This window comes from Leptothrix cholodnii SP-6 (assembly GCF_000019785.1).
Lineage (GTDB): Bacteria > Pseudomonadota > Gammaproteobacteria > Burkholderiales > Burkholderiaceae_C > Sphaerotilus > Sphaerotilus cholodnii.
On record NC_010524.1, the window covers coordinates 225892 to 242875 of the forward strand.

The following is a 16984-nucleotide window of genomic DNA, read 5'->3' on the forward strand; positions in this document are numbered from 1 at the left end:
GCCTCAGGCGGCCAGGCGGGCCAGCTCGGCGACCCGGTTCATCGCGCCGTGCAGCGTGGCCAGCAGGCCGAGCCGGTTGGCGCGCAGGGCCGGGTCTTCGGCGTTGACCATCACGTCGTCGAAGAAGGCGTCGACCGGCGCCTTCAGCGCGGCCAGCGCCTGCAGGCTGGCGGCGTATTCGCCCTGGGCGAACAGCGCATCGGCGCCCGGCTGCACCTGCGCCAGCGCGGCGGCGAGCTGCTGCTCGGCCGGCTCGGCCAGCAGCGCGGCGTCGATGCGGGCCTCGACCGTGCCCTCGGCCTTCTTCAGGATGTTGCCGATGCGCTTGTTGGCGGCGGCCAGCGCGGCCGCCTCAGGCAAGGCGGCGAAGGCGCGCACGGCCGCCAGGCGCTTGGGCACGTCACCCAGGCGCGCGGGTTCGAGCGCCAGCACGGCGTCGACTTCCTGGGCGCTGTAGCCCTGGTCGCGGAGGTTGACGGCCAGGCGGTCGCGCATGAAGTCGAACAGCGCCAGGCGCGGATCCTCGATCAGCTCGCCGAAGGCCGGCACCGCGCCGTTCAGCAGCGCGGGCAGGTCGAGCGGCAGGTTCTTCTCGACCAGGATGCGGATCACGCCCAGCGCGTGGCGGCGCAGCGCGAACGGATCGCGGTCGCCGGTCGGCAGCTGGCCGATGCCGAACAGGCCGACCAGCGTCTCGAGCTTGTCGGCCAGCGCCAGCACCGTGCCGGTGTGGTTGCGCGGCAGCGCGTCGCCGGCGAAACGCGGCTTGTAGTGGTCCTCGATCGCGATCGCCACGCCGTCGCGCAGGCCTTCATGGCGCGCGTAGTAGCCGCCCATGATCCCCTGCAGCTCGGGGAACTCGCCGACCATGTCGGTCAGCAGGTCGGTCTTGGCGAGCAGTGCGGCCTGCTGCACCTTGCTGTCGAGCACCGCGAACTCGTCCTGCGCGTCGACCGTGTACGGGATCGTCGCCATGCGCAGCTGGTTGACGATGGCGTGGCCGATCGCGCGCACCCGCTCGGCGCGTTCGCCCTGGGTGCCGAGCTTGCCGTGATAGACCACGCGGGCCAGGCCGGGCACCCGCGATTCGAGCGTCTTCTTGCGGTCCTGGTCGAAGAAGAACTTGGCGTCGGCCAGGCGCGGGCGCACCACGCGCTCGTTGCCGCCGATCACCGCGCTGGCGTCGTCGGGGCGGATGTTGCTGACGATCAGGAACTTGTGGGTCAGCTTGCCCGCCGCATCCAGCAGCGGGAAGTACTTCTGGTTTGCCTTCATCGTCAGGATCAGGCATTCCTGCGGCACGGCCAGGAACTCGGGTTCGAACTGGCAGACCAGCACGTTGGGCCGCTCGACCAGCGCCGTCACTTCATCGAGCAGCGCATCGTCGTCGATCGGCTTGAGGCCTTGCGCGGCGGCGGCGGCATCGAGCTGGCGCACGATCTCGGCGCGGCGGGCCTCGAAGCCGGCGATCACCGCGCCTTCGGTTTCGAGCTGTTCGGCGTAGCTGTCGGCGTGGCGCAGCTCGACCGTCGGCACGGCGGCCTCGAAGCGGTGGCCGTGGGTGCTGCGGCCGGCGACGAGGCCGAGCGTGGCGACCGGCACGACGTCGTCGCCGTGCAGCGCCACCAGGCCGTGCGCCGGGCGCACGAAGTTGACGCTGGTCCAGCCGTCGGCCAGCTGGTAGCCCATCACCTTGGGGATCGGCAGCTTGGCGAGCGCGTCGTCGAGCGCCTTCTGCAGGCCCTCGGCGAGCGTGGCGCCGGCCACCTGCGAGTCGAGGAACAGCGCCTCGGCCTTGCCATCAGGCTGGCGCTTGAGGCTCGGCACGACCGACGCGTCGGCGCCCAGTGCGGCCAGCTTCTTGAGCAGCGCGGGCGTGGCGTTGCCGGCGGCGTCGAGCGCCACCGCCACCGGCATCAGCTTGTGCAGCACCGACTTGTCGGCCGCCTTGGCCGCCACGCCGGTGACGTGCACCGCCAGCCGGCGCGGCGAGGCGAACGGCGTCACGACCGCATCGGCGCCGGCCAGGCCGCCGGCCTTCAGGCTCGCGGCCAGCGTGCCGGCGAAGGATTCGCCAAGTTTCTTGAGCGCCTTGGGCGGGAGTTCTTCGACGAAGAGTTCGACCAGCAGATTCGGGTGGGACATGGTGCTCAGGCCGCTTTCTTCGCTTCGTTCTTGAGGGCTGCTTTTTCCGCTTCGGCGGCCAGCTTGGCGCCGATCTCGTCGGCCCAGGCACGCGGTGCCATCGGGAAGCCGAGTCGCGCCCGGCTGTCGAGGTAGGCGGCGGCGACGGCGCGCGCCAGGTTGCGGATGCGGCCGATGTAGGCGGCACGTTCGGTCACGCTGATCGCGCCGCGGGCGTCGAGCAGGTTGAAGGTGTGCGCGGCCTTGAGCACCTGCTCGTAGGCCGGCAGCGCGAGCTGCTGCGCCATCAGCTCCTGGGCGTTGCCCTCGTGCGCACCGAAGGCGCTCAGCAGGAACTCGACGTTGCTGTGCTCGAAGTTGTAGGTCGACTGCTCGACCTCGTTCTGGTGGAACACGTCGCCGTAGGTCAGGCCCGGCGCGTACTGCAGGTCGTAGACGTTCTCGACGCCCTGCAGGTACATCGCCAGCCGCTCCAGGCCGTAGGTGATCTCGCCGGTGATTGGCTTGCAGTCGATGCCGCCGACCTGCTGGAAGTAGGTGAACTGGGTGACTTCCATGCCGTTGAGCCAGACCTCCCAGCCGAGACCCCAGGCGCCCAGCGTCGGGTTCTCCCAGTCGTCCTCGACGAAGCGGATGTCGTTCTTCTTCAGATCGAAACCGAGCGCCTCGAGCGAGCCGAGGTAGAGGTCGAGGATGTTGGCCGGCGCGGGCTTGAGCACCACCTGGTACTGGTAGTAGTGCTGCAGGCGGTTCGGGTTGTTGCCGTAGCGGCCGTCCTTGGGCCGGCGACTCGGCTGCACGTAGGCGGCCTTCCAGGGCTCGGGGCCGAGGGCGCGCAGGAAGGTCGCGGTGTGGCTGGTGCCGGCGCCGACCTCCATGTCGTAGGGTTGCAGCAGCGCGCAGCCCTGGCGGTCCCAGTAGTCTTGCAGGCGCAGGATGATGTGCTGGAAAGTCAGCATGGCAAGGGGGCAGGCCACGACAGCCCACGCAGTACGGTGGTCACGATGGGAGCTGCGGATTCTAGGGCGCCGGGGCGGCGCCTCCGGCGCGCTCAGGTCAGCATCAAGGTGTCGCTGACGGACGGGTTGCGCTCGGGCGGCGGCAGCTCGTGAAAGCGCGTCATGGCGCGCTGGCGCTCGTTGTGGCTGCGCGCCGCGCGCAGCGCGACGATCTCGCGCTTGAGCCGCATCTCGCTGGCTTCGGGGATCAGCCGGCGGGCGCGGCGTTCGGCGCGGCGCTGCTCGCGGGCGTTTTCGCGGCGCTCCTGCGCGGTTTCCAGCTGGCGCTGGCGCAGGAAGACCGATGCCTGCTCGACCGAACGCCGGCCCGCCCAGCCGCCCGTGCGCGGCAGCTTGACGGCTCGGCCGTTGTGCAGTTCCAGCGCCAGGCAGCAGGTGCCGAGCGCTCGGCCGTGCAGGCGCGCCAGCCAGCCGTGGCGGGCCGAGCGCGCCCGTGCGATCACGTGCACACGCGCCACCTGGGCGGTCGGCAGCCGCCGCACGCTGCGCCGCCAGCCGCGCCGCCACGCCACCTGCCAGCGGCTGACCGCCACGCATTCCCACGTCGCCAGGTCCCACGCCAGGCTGCCGAGCAGCGCCGCCGTGGCCGCCAGCGCCCACAGCGGGTGCGCCAGCCAGGCCAGCCAGCCGCAGGTTGCCGCGGCGATCAGCCCGAGCCAGAGCCGACGCACGTCGGCGCTGGCCCAGGTCAACAGCGAGCGCTGATAGAACGCCGCCGTGTGCCGGTCGGACACCATCGGCTCGCGGCGCAGCCGGTACAGCCGCGCCAGGCCCGACAGCGATTGCTCAAGCGCGACCGCGATCGCCAGTGCGGTCAGCCAGGTGGAGAGGGCGAGCAGCAGAGTCATGAACCGGATCCTTCGATGCATCCTGCAGCGCCGCCCACTGGGCCGGCGTGCCGACGTTTTCCCAACGTCCTTGATACATCGAGATCGAAATCCGACGATCGGCGATCCCCTCATGCAGGTGGGGCCCGAGTGCCGATCGGCTGCCCGGCGTGACGCTGGCGCACAACGACGGCCGCATCAGCGCCAGGTTGGCGTAGGTCGCGCCGTTCTGGCCCGCGGCGTCACCGCCGATCGGCGCGGCCAGCGCAGCCTGGGCGTCGAGCGCTGGCAGTGCGGCGCCGAAGGCGAAGTCGCCCTTCGGATGGAAGGGCGGATTCGGCACCATCCAGAGGTGGGCGTCGAGGCCGCTGGCGATGAAGCGCTGCGCCAGCTCGGCGTCGAAGCGGAAGTCCGGCGCCCAGATGTCGCCCGAGACGACCCAGAACGCGGCACGGCCGTCGGCACAGAGCCAGTCGCGGACCTTGGCGATGCCACCGGCGGTCTCGAGTGCGCCGCCGTGCTCGCGGCCTTCGGTCGAATAGCGCAGCCGCAGGCCGAAACGGCTGCCGTCGCCGAGCACGGCCGGGAACTGATCCTCGAGCCAGGCGGTGTTGATGACCACCTCCTGCACGCCGTCACGCGCCAGCGCGAGCAGGTGCCACTCGATCATCGGCCGGCCGAAGATCGGCAGCAGCGGCTTGGGCGTGGTGTCGGTCAGGGGCCGCATGCGCTCGCCGCGGCCGGCGGCGAGCACGATGGCGCGCAGGGGTAGAGGTGAGGCCATGCGCGCCAGTTTAGGTGGGGCTCAACCGAGTCCGACCGGCGCCGGCGCGCTGTTGACGATGCGGCGGAACAGCTGTTCGTAGGCCTGGTCGGGCGTGTGGCCGGTCAGCGGGTCGCGGTTCTGCGCAAAGGCCGCGTCGAGCTGCTGCCAGTCGGCTTCGGTCAGCACCTTCTGCGCGGCCGGCAGCACCACGTCTTCTTCGAGGCGCATGTGGGCGCGGTAGAACTCGAGGTAGCTCGACAGCGCGTCCTCGAACGCGCCGCGGCGGGCCTCGCCCATCATCTCGTAGGCCAGCAGCGCGTGCTCGAGGGCGCGGATCGCGCGCTCGCCGGCAGCGTGGTCGCGGTCGAGCTTGTCGAGCGCCTCGGTGCAGTCGGCGTTGCGCTGGCGCAGCAGCGGGAACAGCAGTTCGGTCTCCTTGCGGTGGTGCAGCCGCTCGGGGAACTCGTCGATGTAGAACAGCATCGCGCGCAGCACGTCGAACGACGGCTGGGTGCCGTTGCGCTTGCTCTCGGCCAGCAGCAGCGGGATCGAGCTGAGCATCGCGCTCAGGGCCGAGTGTTCGTCGCGGATCACGCGCAGGGCGGTCTGGGTCATGGGGTGTCTCCTTGTGTCGCGGATGCAAGGCTCGCAGCGTTTGGGCTGTCTTGTCTTGACGTGGCTCAAGGTGCCGGGGCGCGGGCCTGGCGGCCCGCCAACCGGCATGCCGGGGTGGCCATCCCGGGCGCCGGTAAAATCGCCGGCTCCGCCTGTTTTTTCCATCTCATTTCAACACTGCGCCCATGGTTGCCATCACTGAAACCTCCCCCACCCAGCTGGCCAACGCGATCCGCGCGCTTGCCATGGACGCCGTGCAACAAGCCAACTCCGGTCACCCTGGTGCCCCGATGGGCATGGCCGACATCGCGGTGGCACTCTGGAAGCGCCACCTCAAGCACAACCCGAGCGATCCGCAGTGGACCGACCGCGACCGCTTCGTGCTGTCCAACGGCCACGGCTCGATGCTGCTGTACGCGCTGCTGCACCTGACCGGCTACGCGCTGCCGATCGAGCAGCTGCGCAACTTCCGCCAGATGCACAGCCAGACCCCGGGCCACCCGGAAGTCGGCGTGACCCCGGGTGTCGAGACCACCACCGGCCCGCTCGGCCAGGGCATCAGCAACGCGGTCGGCATGGCGCTGGCCGAGAAGCTGCTGGCCGCCGAGTTCAACCGCCCCGGCCACGCCATCGTCGACCACCACACCTACACCTTCCTCGGCGACGGCTGCCTGATGGAAGGCATCAGCCACGAGGCCTGCGCGCTGGCCGGTGCCTGGAAGCTCAACAAGCTGATCGCGCTGTACGACGATAACGGCATCTCGATCGACGGCAAGGTCGCGCCCTGGTTCGTCGACGACACCGCGCTGCGGTTTGCGGCCTACGGCTGGAACGTGGTCGGCCCGGTCGACGGCCATGACATCGACGCCGTCGATGCCGCCATCACCGAGGCCAGGAAGAGCACCGACAAGCCGACCCTGGTGATCTGCAAGACCGCCATCGGCAAGGGTTCGCCCAACCGCGCCGGCACCGCCAAGGCGCACGGCGAGCCGCTGGGCGCCGAAGAGATCGCGCTGACCCGCGAGTCGATCGGCTGGGACGCCGAGCCGTTCGTGATCCCCGAGGACATCTGCGCCGCCTGGGACTGCCGCGTGGCCGGCGCTGCCGCGCAGGCCGCGTGGGAAGACCGCTACTCGGCCTACGTGCTCGAGTTCCCGGAGCTGGCGGTGGCCTTCGAGCGCCGCATGGCCGGCGACCTGCCCGACAACTTCGCCGAGATCGCCGTCACCGCGGTGGCCGACGCGCATGAAAAGGGCGAGACCGTCGCCAGCCGCAAGGCCAGCCAGATCGCGCTGGAGCACTTCACCGCCGCGCTGCCCGAGCTGCTCGGCGGCAGCGCCGACCTGACCGGCTCCAACCTGACCAACACCAAGAGCACGCCGGCCCTGCGCATCGCGGCCGACGGCGCGGTGGTCAAGACCGAAGCGGGCCAGATCGGCCGCCACATCAACTACGGCGTGCGCGAGTTCGGCATGGCCGCGATCATGAACGGCGTGGCGCTGCACGGCGGTTTCATCCCCTACGGCGGCACCTTCCTGACCTTCAGCGACTACAGCCGCAACGCCATCCGCATGGCCGCGCTGATGAAGACGCGCGTGATCCACGTCTTCACGCACGACTCGATCGGCCTCGGTGAAGACGGCCCGACCCACCAGTCGGTCGAACACGCCGCCAGCCTGCGCCTGATCCCCAACCTGGACGTCTGGCGCCCGGCCGACACCGCCGAGACCGCGGTCGCCTGGACCATGGCGCTGGCCAACCGCCACCGCCCGAGCGCGCTGCTGCTGAGCCGCCAGAACCTGGCCTACGCGCCCAAGTCCGACGCCGACGTCATCACCAAGGGCGCCTACATCCTGTCCGAGCCGCGCGACATCGGCCTCAACAAGAAGGCCAAGGCCGTCATCATCGCCACCGGCTCCGAGGTGCAGCTGGCGCTGCAGGCGCAGAAGGCGCTGGCCGAAGCCAAGATCGCGGTGCGCGTGGTGTCGATGCCCAGCACCACGGTGTTCGACCGCCAGGACGTCAAGTACAAGAAGGACGTGCTGCCCAAGGACCTGCCGCGCATCGCGGTCGAAGCCGGCGTCACCGACTTCTGGTGGAAGTACCGCTGCGACGCCGTGATCGGCCTCGACACCTTCGGCGAATCGGCGCCGGCGCCGGTGCTGTTCAAGCACTTCGGCTTTACCGTGGAAAACATTGTTGCCACGGTGCGCAAAGTCCTTTCTAAGTAACTGCGGCGGCGCCACACTTTCGCGCTGCCCAGTGGCGCACAGATTTTTCATTCCATACCCAGGAGCCAGACGATGACCATCAAGATCGGTATCAACGGATTCGGCCGCATCGGCCGCATGGTGTTCCGCGCTGCGGTGCAGAACTTCGAGGACATCGAAGTGGTCGGCATCAACGACCTGCTCGAGCCCGACTACCTCGCCTACATGCTGAAGTACGACAGCGTGCACGGCCGCTTCAAGGGTGACGTGGCCGTCGACGGCAACACCCTGATCGTCAACGGCAAGAAGATCCGCCTGACCGCGGTCAAGGACCCGTCCGAGCTGAAGTGGGCCGAAGTCGGCGCCGACATCGTGGTCGAGGCCACCGGCCTGTTCCTGACCAAGGAAGCCGGCGAGAAGCACCTGGCCGCGGGTGCGCGCAAGGTGGTGTTCTCGGCACCGTCGAAGGACGACACGCCGATGTTCGTCTACGGCGTCAACGACAAGACCTACGCCGGCCAGGCGATCATCTCCAACGCCTCGTGCACCACCAACTGCCTGGCGCCCGTCGCCAAGGTGCTCAACGACAAGTGGGGCATCAAGCGCGGCCTGATGACCACCGTGCACGCCGCCACCGCGACGCAGAAGACCGTCGACGGCCCGAGCAACAAGGACTGGCGCGGCGGCCGCGGCATCCTCGAGAACATCATCCCGTCGTCGACCGGCGCTGCCAAGGCCGTCGGCGTGGTGATCCCCGAGCTGAACAAGAAGCTGACCGGCATGGCCTTCCGCGTGCCGACCTCCGACGTGTCGGTGGTCGACCTGACGGTCGAGCTCAACAGCGAAGCCACCTACGCCGAGATCTGCGCCGAAATGAAGGCGCAGAGCGAAGGCGCGCTCAAGGGCGTGCTGGGCTACACCGACGAGAAGGTGGTCTCGACCGACTTCCGCGGCGAAGCCAAGACCTCGGTGTTCGACGCCGAAGCCGGCCTGGCGCTGGACAAGACCTTCGTCAAGATCGTCTCCTGGTACGACAACGAGTGGGGCTACTCGAACAAGGTGCTCGAGATGGTGCGTGTGATCGCCAAGTAAGGCGCATCACGCTGGTTGCCCGAACGACGGTTCGGGCCGCCGGGTTGCCAGGAGGCCCTGTCCGCAAGGACGGGGCCTTTTTTCATGGGCGGCCGCACGGCACCGTCCCCGCTCGGCGGCCCGCCGTGATCGACAATCGCAACCTTGCCGCCACCGCCCATTGCCTTGGACATCGACACCCTCGAAGCCCTGCGCCGCCAACACCCGGCCTGGCGCCTGCTGCTGGCCGATACGGCGGCGCTGGTGGCGAGTTTCCTGCACCGCGTCTTCGTGGCGCCGAACCGCCGCGTGATCGGCCAGGCCGATCTGGCCGAGGCGCTCGAAGACACGCTCTACGCGGTGCGCGAGCAGCGCGGCGGCAACGTCTACCCGAAGTCGGCGCTCGAATATCTCAACGACTGGGCCGCCAACGACCGCGCCTGGCTGCGCAAGTTCTACCCGCCGGGCTCGGACGAGCCGCATTTCGACCTGACACCGGCCACCGAGCGGGCGCTCGCCTGGCTGGGTTCCCTGAGCGAGCGCAGCTTCGTCGGCACCGAGTCGCGGCTGCTGACGTTGTTCGACCTGCTGCGGCAGATGAACGACGGCAGCGAGACCGACCCCGAAACCCGGGTGCGCGAACTGCAGCGCAAACGCGACCAGATCGACGCCGAGATCGAGCGCGTGCGCGCGGGCGACCTGCCGCTGCTGGGCGACACCGCGCTGAAGGAGCGGTTCCACCAGTTCGCCGGGCTGGCGCGCGAGCTGCTGGCCGACTTCCGCGAGGTCGAACACAACTTCCGCGGCCTGGACCGGCGGGTGCGCGAGCGCATCGCGCTGTGGGACGGCAGCAAGGGCGCGCTGCTGCAGGACATCCTGGGCGAGCGCGATCTGATCGCCGAATCCGACCAGGGCCGCAGCTTCCGCGCGTTCTGGGATTTTTTGATGTCGCGCGCCCGGCAGGACGAGCTGACCGCGCTGCTCGACCGCGTGCTGCAGCTCGAGCCCGTGGCCGAGCTGGCGCCCGATCCGCGCCTGCGGCGTGTGCACCACGACTGGCTCGAAGCCGGCGAGCAGACGCAGCGCACCGTGGCGCTGCTGTCGCAGCAGTTGCGGCGTTTCCTCGACGACCAGGCCTACCTCGAAAACCGCCGCATCATGGACATCCTGCGCGGCATCGAGGCCGGTGCGCTGGCCGTGCGCGCACGACAGCCGGCGGGCGATTTCATGTCCATCGACGAGACCGCGCCCGACATCGAGCTGCCGATGGAGCGCCCGCTGTACGCGCCGCCGCTGAAGCTGGCGATCACCAGTGCCCGCATCGACGCCGGTGACGAAGACGACGACGAGTTCGACGCCGCCGCGCTGTATTCGCAGTTCATCGTCGACAAGGCCGCGCTCGCCCAGCACGTGCGGCAGAGCCTGCAGCAGCGCACGCAGATCACGCTCGCCGAATTGCTGGACACCCGGCCGCTGCAGCAGGGCCTGGCCGAGCTGGTGGCCTATCTCAGCCTGGCGGCCGAGCCGCCCATCGGGGTGAATGCGGGCGTGAACGCGGTGATCGACGACACGCTCGAAGAGCGGGTCAGCTGGTTGGCCCGTGACGGCCGGCGCAAGAGCGCCCGGCTGCCGCGCGTGATCTTCTCGAAGTGAGGCCGCACGACATGGCGACGACGATCGAGTCCGCACCCGCACCCACGGCCGAGCTGTCCGCTGTGCTGATCCCGCTGCTCAAGGGCGTGACCTACCGCGCCGACGACGCCGCGCACTGGAGCGCACTGCTGCAACTGCAGGGCCGCGTGCGCGACCACGTGGCCGTGCTCGGCCTGGAGCTGATGCTCGACGAGGCCGAGGGTTACGCCTTCCTGCGCTCGCGTCCCGAGCCGGAGGATGAGGCCCTCCCGAAGCTGCCGCGGCTGGTGGCGCGCCGGCCGCTGTCGTTTCCGGTCAGCCTGCTGCTGGCGCTGCTGCGCAAGAAGCTCGCCGAGTTCGACGCCGCCGGGGCCGACACCCGGCTGATCCTGTCGCGCGAGCAGGTGGTCGAGCTGCTGCGGGTGTTCCTGCCCGAAGGCAGCAACGAGGCCCGGCTGATCGACCAGGTCGACAGCCACCTCAACCGCGTCGTCGACCTCGGTTTCGTGCGGCGCCTGCGTGGGCAGGACGGCCTGTTCGAGGTGCAGCGCATCCTCAAGGCCTTTGTCGACGCGCAGTGGCTGGCCGAGTTCGATGCCCGGCTGGCCACCTATCGCGCGCAGCTCGAAGGCAAGGCGGGGGTGGCCGATGAAGAATGAGGCGCTGGCGTTGGACTTCGGCGCCGACGAGGCTGACGGCGCACTGGCGGGCTTTCGCCTGCAGCGCCTGGAGGTCTTCAACTGGGGCACCTTCGATGCCCGCGTCTGGACGCTGCGTGCCGACGGCCGCAACGTGCTGCTCACCGGCGACATCGGCTCGGGCAAGTCGACGCTGGTCGACGCCGTCACCACGCTGCTGGTGCCGGCGCACCGCGTCGCCTACAACAAGGCGGCCGGCGCCGAGGCGCGCGAACGCACGCTGCGCAGCTACGTGCTCGGCCACTACAAGGCCGCGCGCAGCGAGCTCGGCGGCTCGGGCCGGCCGGTGGCGCTGCGTGGGCCCGACAGCTACTCGGTGATCCTGGGCGTGTTCCACAACGCCGGTTACGACCAGACCGTGACGCTGGCGCAGGTCTTCTGGCTCAAGGACCCGCAGGGCCAGCCGCTGCGCCTGTACGCGGTGGCGGAAAAGGCCTTGAGCATCGCCGCCGACTTCGCCGATTTCGGCACCGACATCGTCAAGCTGCGCAAGCGCCTGCGTGCCGCCAAGGTGGTGGTGGAGGACAGCTTTCCGCCCTACGGCGCGCTGTTCCGGCGCCACTTCGGCATCCACAACGAGCAGGCGCTGGAGCTGTTCCACCAGACGGTGTCGATGAAGTCGGTCGGCAACCTGACCGACTTCGTGCGCAGCCACATGCTCGAACCCTTCGACGTGGCGCCGCGGCTGGTTGCGCTGATCGCCCACTTCGACGACCTCAACCGCGCCCACGAGGCGGTGCTCAAGGCGCAGCGCCAGGTGGCGCTGCTGCAGCCGCTGGTGGCCGACTGCGAGCGCCATGGCGAACTCGCCGCCGCGGTCGAGGCCCAGCGCGCCGCACGCGAGGCGCTGCAGGCCTGGTTTGCCGGGCTCAAGGCCGAGCTGCTGGACCAACGCCTGCAGCACCTGGGCGACGATCTGGCGCGCCACCTCAGCCAGATCGAGCGCCTCACCGCCCTGCAGCGCGAGCAGCTCTCGCAGGAACGCGAGCTGCGGCGCGCGATCGCCGACAGTGGCGGCGACCGCATCGAGCGCCTGGCGCTGGACATCGCGCGCAAGGAAACCGAGAAACGGCGCCGCACCGACAAGGCCGGCCGCTACGACGCGCTGCGCCAGACGCTCGGCCTGCTGGCGATGCACAGCGCCGAGGATTTCCTGAACCAGCGCGCCTTGTGTGCGCCGCTGCGCGAGGCCGCTGCCGAGCACGAGGCGAGGGCGCAGAACGCGCTCAACGAACTGGGCGTGGCCTTTGCCCAGGGCCGCAAGGAACACGACGAGATGCTGGCCGAGATCGCCAGCCTGAAGGCGCGCCGCAGCAACATCGACGCGCAGCAGGTGGTGCTGCGTGCTGCGTTGTGCGAGGCCTTGAAGCTGCGCGAGGCCGACCTGCCGTATGCCGGCGAACTGATCCAGGTGCGCGACGACGAGCGCGACTGGGAGGGCGCCGCCGAACGGCTGCTGCGCAGCTTCGGCCTGTCGCTGCTGGTGCCCGACGAACACTACGCCGCGGTCAGCGACTGGGTCGACCGCACGCAGCTGAAGGGCCGGCTGGTCTACTTCCGCATCCGTCCCAAGGCCAGGGGTTCGAGCCAGGACGGCCGCGGCGATCTGCCCGCGCTGCAGCCCGATTCGCTGGCGCGCAAGCTGGCGATCAAGCCCGACACGCCGTTCTACGGCTGGCTCGAGCGCGAACTGGCGCACCGCTTCGACCTGGCCTGCTGCACCGGGCAGGAGCAGTTCCGCCGCGAGGCGCGCGCCATCACCCGCGCCGGCCAGATCAAGTCACCGGGCGAACGCCACGAGAAGGACGACCGCCACCGCATCGACGACCGCAGCCGCTACGTGCTCGGCTGGAGCAACCAGGCCAAGATCGCCGCGCTCGAATCCAGGGCCCGGGTGCTGCAGGCGCGGCTGATCGAGACCGGCCAGCGCCTGGCCGCGCTGCAGAACGAACAGGCGGCCCTGCGCGAGCGACTGCAGGCACTCGACAAGCTGGAGGAATACCGCGATTTCACCGAGCTCGACTGGCGCAGCAGCGTCACCGAACTGGCCGCCTTGCAGGATGAGAAACAGCGGCTGGAGGCCGCCTCCGACGTGCTGAAGACGCTGGCCGTGCAGCTGGCCACGCTGGAGTCGGTCCGCGACGACACCGGTCGCAAGCTGAAGGATCGTGAAGCCGAACAGACCCGCTGCGCGCTGAAACACGAGCAGGCCCGGGCGCTGCGCGAGCAGGCGCAGCAGAAGCTGGACGCCGCCGACTTCGCCGCTCGGGCCGCGCACTTCGGCCTGATCGAGGGCTGGCGTGCGCTGGCCCTGGGCGATCAGGCCCTGAGCGTCGAAAACTGCGACGGCCGCGAGCAGGAGATGCGGCGCTGGCTGCAGGCGCGCATCGACGCCGACGACAAGCGGCTCGCCCACCTGGGCGAGAAGATCGTGCGCGCGATGGCCCAATACAAGGAAGCCTTCAAGCTCGACACCCAGGAGGTCGATGCCAGCGTGGCCGCCGGCGCCGAGTACCGCGCGATGCTGGCGCAGCTCAAGGCCGACGACCTGCCGCGGTTCGTCGCCCGCTTCAAGGAGCTGCTCAATGAAAACACCATCCGCGAGGTGGCGCATTTCCAGTCGCAACTGCACCGCGAGCGCGAGACCATCAAGGAGCGCATCGCGCGCATCAACGAGTCGCTGACGCAGATCGACTACAACCCCGGCCGCTTCATCGCGCTCGAAGCCCAGACCGCCACCGACGCCGACGTGCGCGACTTCCAGACCGAGTTGCGCGCCTGCACCGAAGGCACGCTGACCGGCTCGGACGATGCGCAGTATTCCGAGGCCAAGTTCCTGCAGGTCAGGCAGATCATCGAGCGTTTCCGCGGCCGTGAAGGTTCGGCCGAAGCCGACCGGCGCTGGGCCGCCAAGGTGACCGACGTGCGGCAGTGGTTCGTGTTTGCCGCCAGCGAACGCTGGCGCGAGGACGGCAGCGAGTTCGAGCACTTCTCCGATTCGGGCGGCAAGTCCGGCGGGCAGAAGGAGAAGCTCGCCTACACCATCCTGGCCGCCAGCCTGGCCTACCAGTTCGGGCTGGAATGGGGCGCGCTGCGCTCGCGGACGTTCCGCTTCGTCGTCATCGACGAGGCCTTCGGCCGTGGCTCGGACGAGTCGGCGCAATACGGCCTGCGCCTGTTCCAGCAGCTCAACCTGCAGCTGCTGATCGTCACGCCGCTGCAGAAGATCCACATCATCGAACCCTTCGTGGCCAGCGTGGGCTTCGTGCACAACGAGGACGGCAGCGCCTCGAAGCTGCGCAACCTCGGCATCGAGGACTACCGCGCACAGCGCGACGGGTCGATGCCATGAGCGACTGGAGCTTGCCCGCCGACCTGCGCGCCCAGGTGCAGCGGCGCTGGGACAAGGGCGAGCTGCTGGCCGAGCGGGTCGCGCCGACGCAGCTTTTCCCGCTGCGGCTGACGCTGCGGGTGCCGTCGTCGAGCGACCTGTCCGAGCGTTTCGACGCGGTGCGCCGCTGGGTGGCCGATCTGCAGCAAGGCTCGCGCGCGGGCTACCGGCTGGTGCTGCGCGAGGTGCGGCACCGCGTCATCGGCCAGAACAGCCTGCCGGCCGAGGCCTGGGTCGACACGCTCGACGATGCCCTGCAGGTCATCGGCAAGGCGCGCGAGGCGCGGGTGTTCCAGTCCGTGCTGGCCGCCACGCGCGAGCGTCAGCCGGCGCTCTTGCCGTGGCTGCAGCGCCAGCCCTTGCGCGCGCTGTCGCTGGCCGAGGTCTGGCCGCAGTTGCTCGATCTGGTGGCCTGGCTGCAGGCGCATCCGCGCCCGGGCGTCTACCTGCGCCAGGTCGATCTGCCGGGCATCCACAGCAAGTTCATCGAAGCGCAGCGCGGCGTGCTGGCCGAGCTGTTCGATCTGGCGCTGCCGCCCGATGCCATCGACGCGACGGCCGGCGGCGCGGCGCAGTTTGCACGCCGCTACGGCTTTCGCGACAAGCCCTTGCGGGTGCGCCTGCGGTTTCTCGATCCGCGGCATGCCGCCTGGGTGAGCGGCACCGACGCCGACTACACGCTGACGCAGCAGGCCTTCGCACGGCTGGACCCGCCGGCCGTGCGGCGGGTGTTCGTCACCGAGAACGAGATCAACTTCCTGGCCTTCCCGCCGGTGGCCGACGGCCTGGTGGTGTTCGGCGCGGGTTACGGCTTCGAGGCCATGTCGCAGGCCGGGTGGCTGCACCGCCGTGCGCTGCACTACTGGGGCGACATCGACACCCACGGCTTTGCGATCCTCGATCAGCTGCGCGCGCATTTCCCGCAGGCGCGCGCCTTGCTGATGGACCACGACACCTTGCTGGCGCACGAGGCGCAGTGGGTCGACGAGCCGCAGCCCACGCAACGCGATCTGCCGCACCTGGACGACGCCGAGCGCTGGCTCTACGACGACCTGCGCTGGCGCCGATTGCGGGATGCACCGGTGCGGCTGGAGCAGGAGCGCATCGGCTTCGGCCGCGTCGAGCAGGTGCTCGCGGCGCTGTCGTGCGGCGGGGTGCCGTCAGGGGCGTGAGTCGCGTCCGCAGGGCTGCAGCTTGCGGCCTTGCGGCAGGTCGTCGATCTGGGTCAGGCGTTCCTGGGTCGCCGGGTCGGCCTTGGGCACGCGCAGCACGTGGCTGGTGCTGGGCGGCTCGAGCCGCACCACGCGGGCGAAGCGCACCTTCTGCTCCTGCAGGCGGCGCACGCTCTCCCGGGCGTCGGCCTCGCGGTTGTAGCGGCCGAAGATGAAGCCGGGTTCGTAGTCGGGCAGGTTGCGCACTTCCTCGAACGCGACTTCGCGCCGGCGCAGTTCTTCGGCGCGACGCTGCATCGTCACCTTGGAGTTGTAGCGCCCCATGTAGGCCATCCAGCTGCCCGGGCGCTCGCGCGTCAGCAGCGCCCAGCCGCCTTCGGGCAGGGCGCGGCGCAGGGCGCTTTCGGCCTGCGGCAGCTCGGCCGGCGTGAAAGGGCCGGCCTCCAGGCAGACCGGCGGCGGCGCGCGCCGGGTCAGCGTGGCGGGCGGCAGGATCTGCAGCGCCTCGGGCGCGATCTGCGCGGCCAGCCGCTGCGGTTCGCGGTCGCGCTGCGGCGACAGGCCGACCACGTCGTCGAGCCAGCCGCGGCTCCAGCTGAAGAACATCAGATTGGCCAGGAGCAGCGCCGCCAGCAGGCCCCTCAGCATGGGCGCGCGCTCACTTCGCCGCTGTGCACGGCGTGGATCTGGCCGGCGGCGTCGCGCAGCAGCAGGGCGCCGTCGGGCGCGATGCCGCAGGCCGTGCCGTGCCGATCGCCGGCCTGCACCGGGCGGCCGGCCAGCACGTCACGCGCGGCAAAACGCGGCAACAGCGGGGCCAGGCCGTGACGCTCGAAATCCTGCAGCGCCCGCCACAGCGGCAGCGCCACGCGGTGCAGCGCGAGCGGCGCGCTGGCAGCCGGATCGAGCTCCTGCAGGCACGCATAGCCGCTGCCGAACGGGGCCGTCTCGGCGTCGCCCAGCGGCTCGATGTTCAGGCCGACACCGACCACCACCTGGCGTGCACCGTCCGCGCTGCCGGGCGCCATCAGCGTCTCGATCAGGATGCCGCCGAGCTTGCGGTCGTCGCCGCGCAGCCACAGGTCGTTGGGCCACTTGATGCCGATGCGCGGATGCAGCGCCTCGGCCAGCGCCAGCCCGACCGCCAGCGACAGGCCCGACCAGTCGGCCGGTGCGAGCGGGCAGGCGAGCGAGAAGGTCAGCGAGCGCCCGGGTGCGGAACTCCAGCTGCGGCCGAGCCGGCCGCGACCGGCGTTCTGGCGCTCGGCCACCAGCAGGCAGGGCGCGCTGTCGCCGGCGCGGGCGCGTTCGAGCAGGGCGGTGTTGGTCGATGCGGTTTCGGGCAGCACCTCGATGCTCAGGCCCGGGGCATGGGGCTCCAGCGCGAGCCAGAGGTCTTCGGCATCCCAGTTGAGGATCGTGGAGGGCAAGGCAGTCT

The 16984-nt window shown here is 70.2% G+C and carries 13 protein-coding genes; 6 read left to right on the forward strand and 7 right to left on the reverse strand.

Annotation, left to right across the window (positions count from 1 at the left end):
• Positions 1-3: 3 nt before the first annotated feature.
• The 5 genes from glyS to LCHO_RS01095 form a co-directional block, all read right to left on the reverse strand.
• On the reverse strand, positions 4-2145 hold the full coding sequence (gene glyS, locus LCHO_RS01075; protein WP_012345252.1) for a glycine--tRNA ligase subunit beta: 2142 nt from the start codon (positions 2143-2145) through the stop codon (positions 4-6).
• Between the two features lie 5 nt (positions 2146-2150).
• Complete coding sequence (glyQ, locus tag LCHO_RS01080) at positions 2151-3104, reverse strand: glycine--tRNA ligase subunit alpha (protein ID WP_012345253.1); 954 nt, start codon at positions 3102-3104, stop codon at positions 2151-2153.
• Positions 3105-3196: 92 nt separating this feature from the next.
• Entirely contained in the window at positions 3197-4012 is an 816-nt protein-coding gene (locus LCHO_RS01085) for a hypothetical protein (protein ID WP_012345254.1), read from the reverse strand.
• Positions 3951-4775 (reverse strand): nucleotidyltransferase family protein, encoded by an 825-nt coding sequence (locus tag LCHO_RS01090; RefSeq protein WP_012345255.1) that lies wholly within the window; start codon positions 4773-4775, stop codon positions 3951-3953. Before LCHO_RS01090 ends, LCHO_RS01085 begins: the two co-directional genes overlap by 62 nt.
• Positions 4776-4796: 21 nt before the next feature.
• Positions 4797-5372: a hemerythrin domain-containing protein gene (locus tag LCHO_RS01095; protein WP_012345256.1), complete on the reverse strand. Its 576-nt coding sequence runs from the start codon at positions 5370-5372 to the stop codon at positions 4797-4799.
• Between the two features lie 185 nt (positions 5373-5557).
• On the opposite strand from LCHO_RS01095, the gene tkt reads away from it, so the two are divergent.
• From tkt to LCHO_RS01125, 6 genes are all read left to right on the forward strand, one after another.
• Positions 5558-7603, forward strand: coding sequence for a transketolase (tkt, locus tag LCHO_RS01100; RefSeq protein ID WP_012345257.1), 2046 nt, complete (start codon positions 5558-5560; stop codon positions 7601-7603).
• Positions 7604-7675: 72 nt separating this feature from the next.
• The gene (gap, locus tag LCHO_RS01105; RefSeq protein ID WP_012345258.1) at positions 7676-8674 is read left to right on the forward strand and encodes a type I glyceraldehyde-3-phosphate dehydrogenase; all 999 of its coding nucleotides are present in this window, start codon (positions 7676-7678) and stop codon (positions 8672-8674) included.
• A 165-nt stretch (positions 8675-8839) separates the two neighbouring features.
• Complete coding sequence (locus LCHO_RS01110; RefSeq protein WP_012345259.1) at positions 8840-10306, forward strand: DUF3375 domain-containing protein; 1467 nt, start codon at positions 8840-8842, stop codon at positions 10304-10306.
• Positions 10307-10317: 11 nt separating this feature from the next.
• The gene (locus LCHO_RS01115; RefSeq protein WP_012345260.1) at positions 10318-10944 is read left to right on the forward strand and encodes a DUF4194 domain-containing protein; all 627 of its coding nucleotides are present in this window, start codon (positions 10318-10320) and stop codon (positions 10942-10944) included.
• Complete coding sequence (locus tag LCHO_RS01120; protein WP_012345261.1) at positions 10934-14335, forward strand: ATP-binding protein; 3402 nt, start codon at positions 10934-10936, stop codon at positions 14333-14335. Before LCHO_RS01115 ends, LCHO_RS01120 begins: the two co-directional genes overlap by 11 nt.
• Positions 14332-15546 carry a DUF3322 domain-containing protein gene (locus tag LCHO_RS01125; protein ID WP_012345262.1) on the forward strand — a complete coding sequence of 405 codons (1215 nt, stop codon included), beginning with the start codon at positions 14332-14334 and terminating at the stop codon, positions 15544-15546. Before LCHO_RS01120 ends, LCHO_RS01125 begins: the two co-directional genes overlap by 4 nt.
• Here the strand turns inward: LCHO_RS01125 and LCHO_RS01130 are convergent.
• The gene (locus LCHO_RS01130) at positions 15535-16194 is read right to left on the reverse strand and encodes a hypothetical protein (RefSeq protein WP_012345263.1); all 660 of its coding nucleotides are present in this window, start codon (positions 16192-16194) and stop codon (positions 15535-15537) included. The two genes, LCHO_RS01125 and LCHO_RS01130, sit on opposite strands and share 12 nt — an antisense overlap.
• Complete coding sequence (locus LCHO_RS01135; protein WP_012345264.1) at positions 16188-16976, reverse strand: biotin--[acetyl-CoA-carboxylase] ligase; 789 nt, start codon at positions 16974-16976, stop codon at positions 16188-16190. The genes LCHO_RS01130 and LCHO_RS01135 overlap by 7 nt, the downstream gene beginning before the upstream one ends.
• Between the last annotated feature and the right edge of the window lie 8 nt (positions 16977-16984).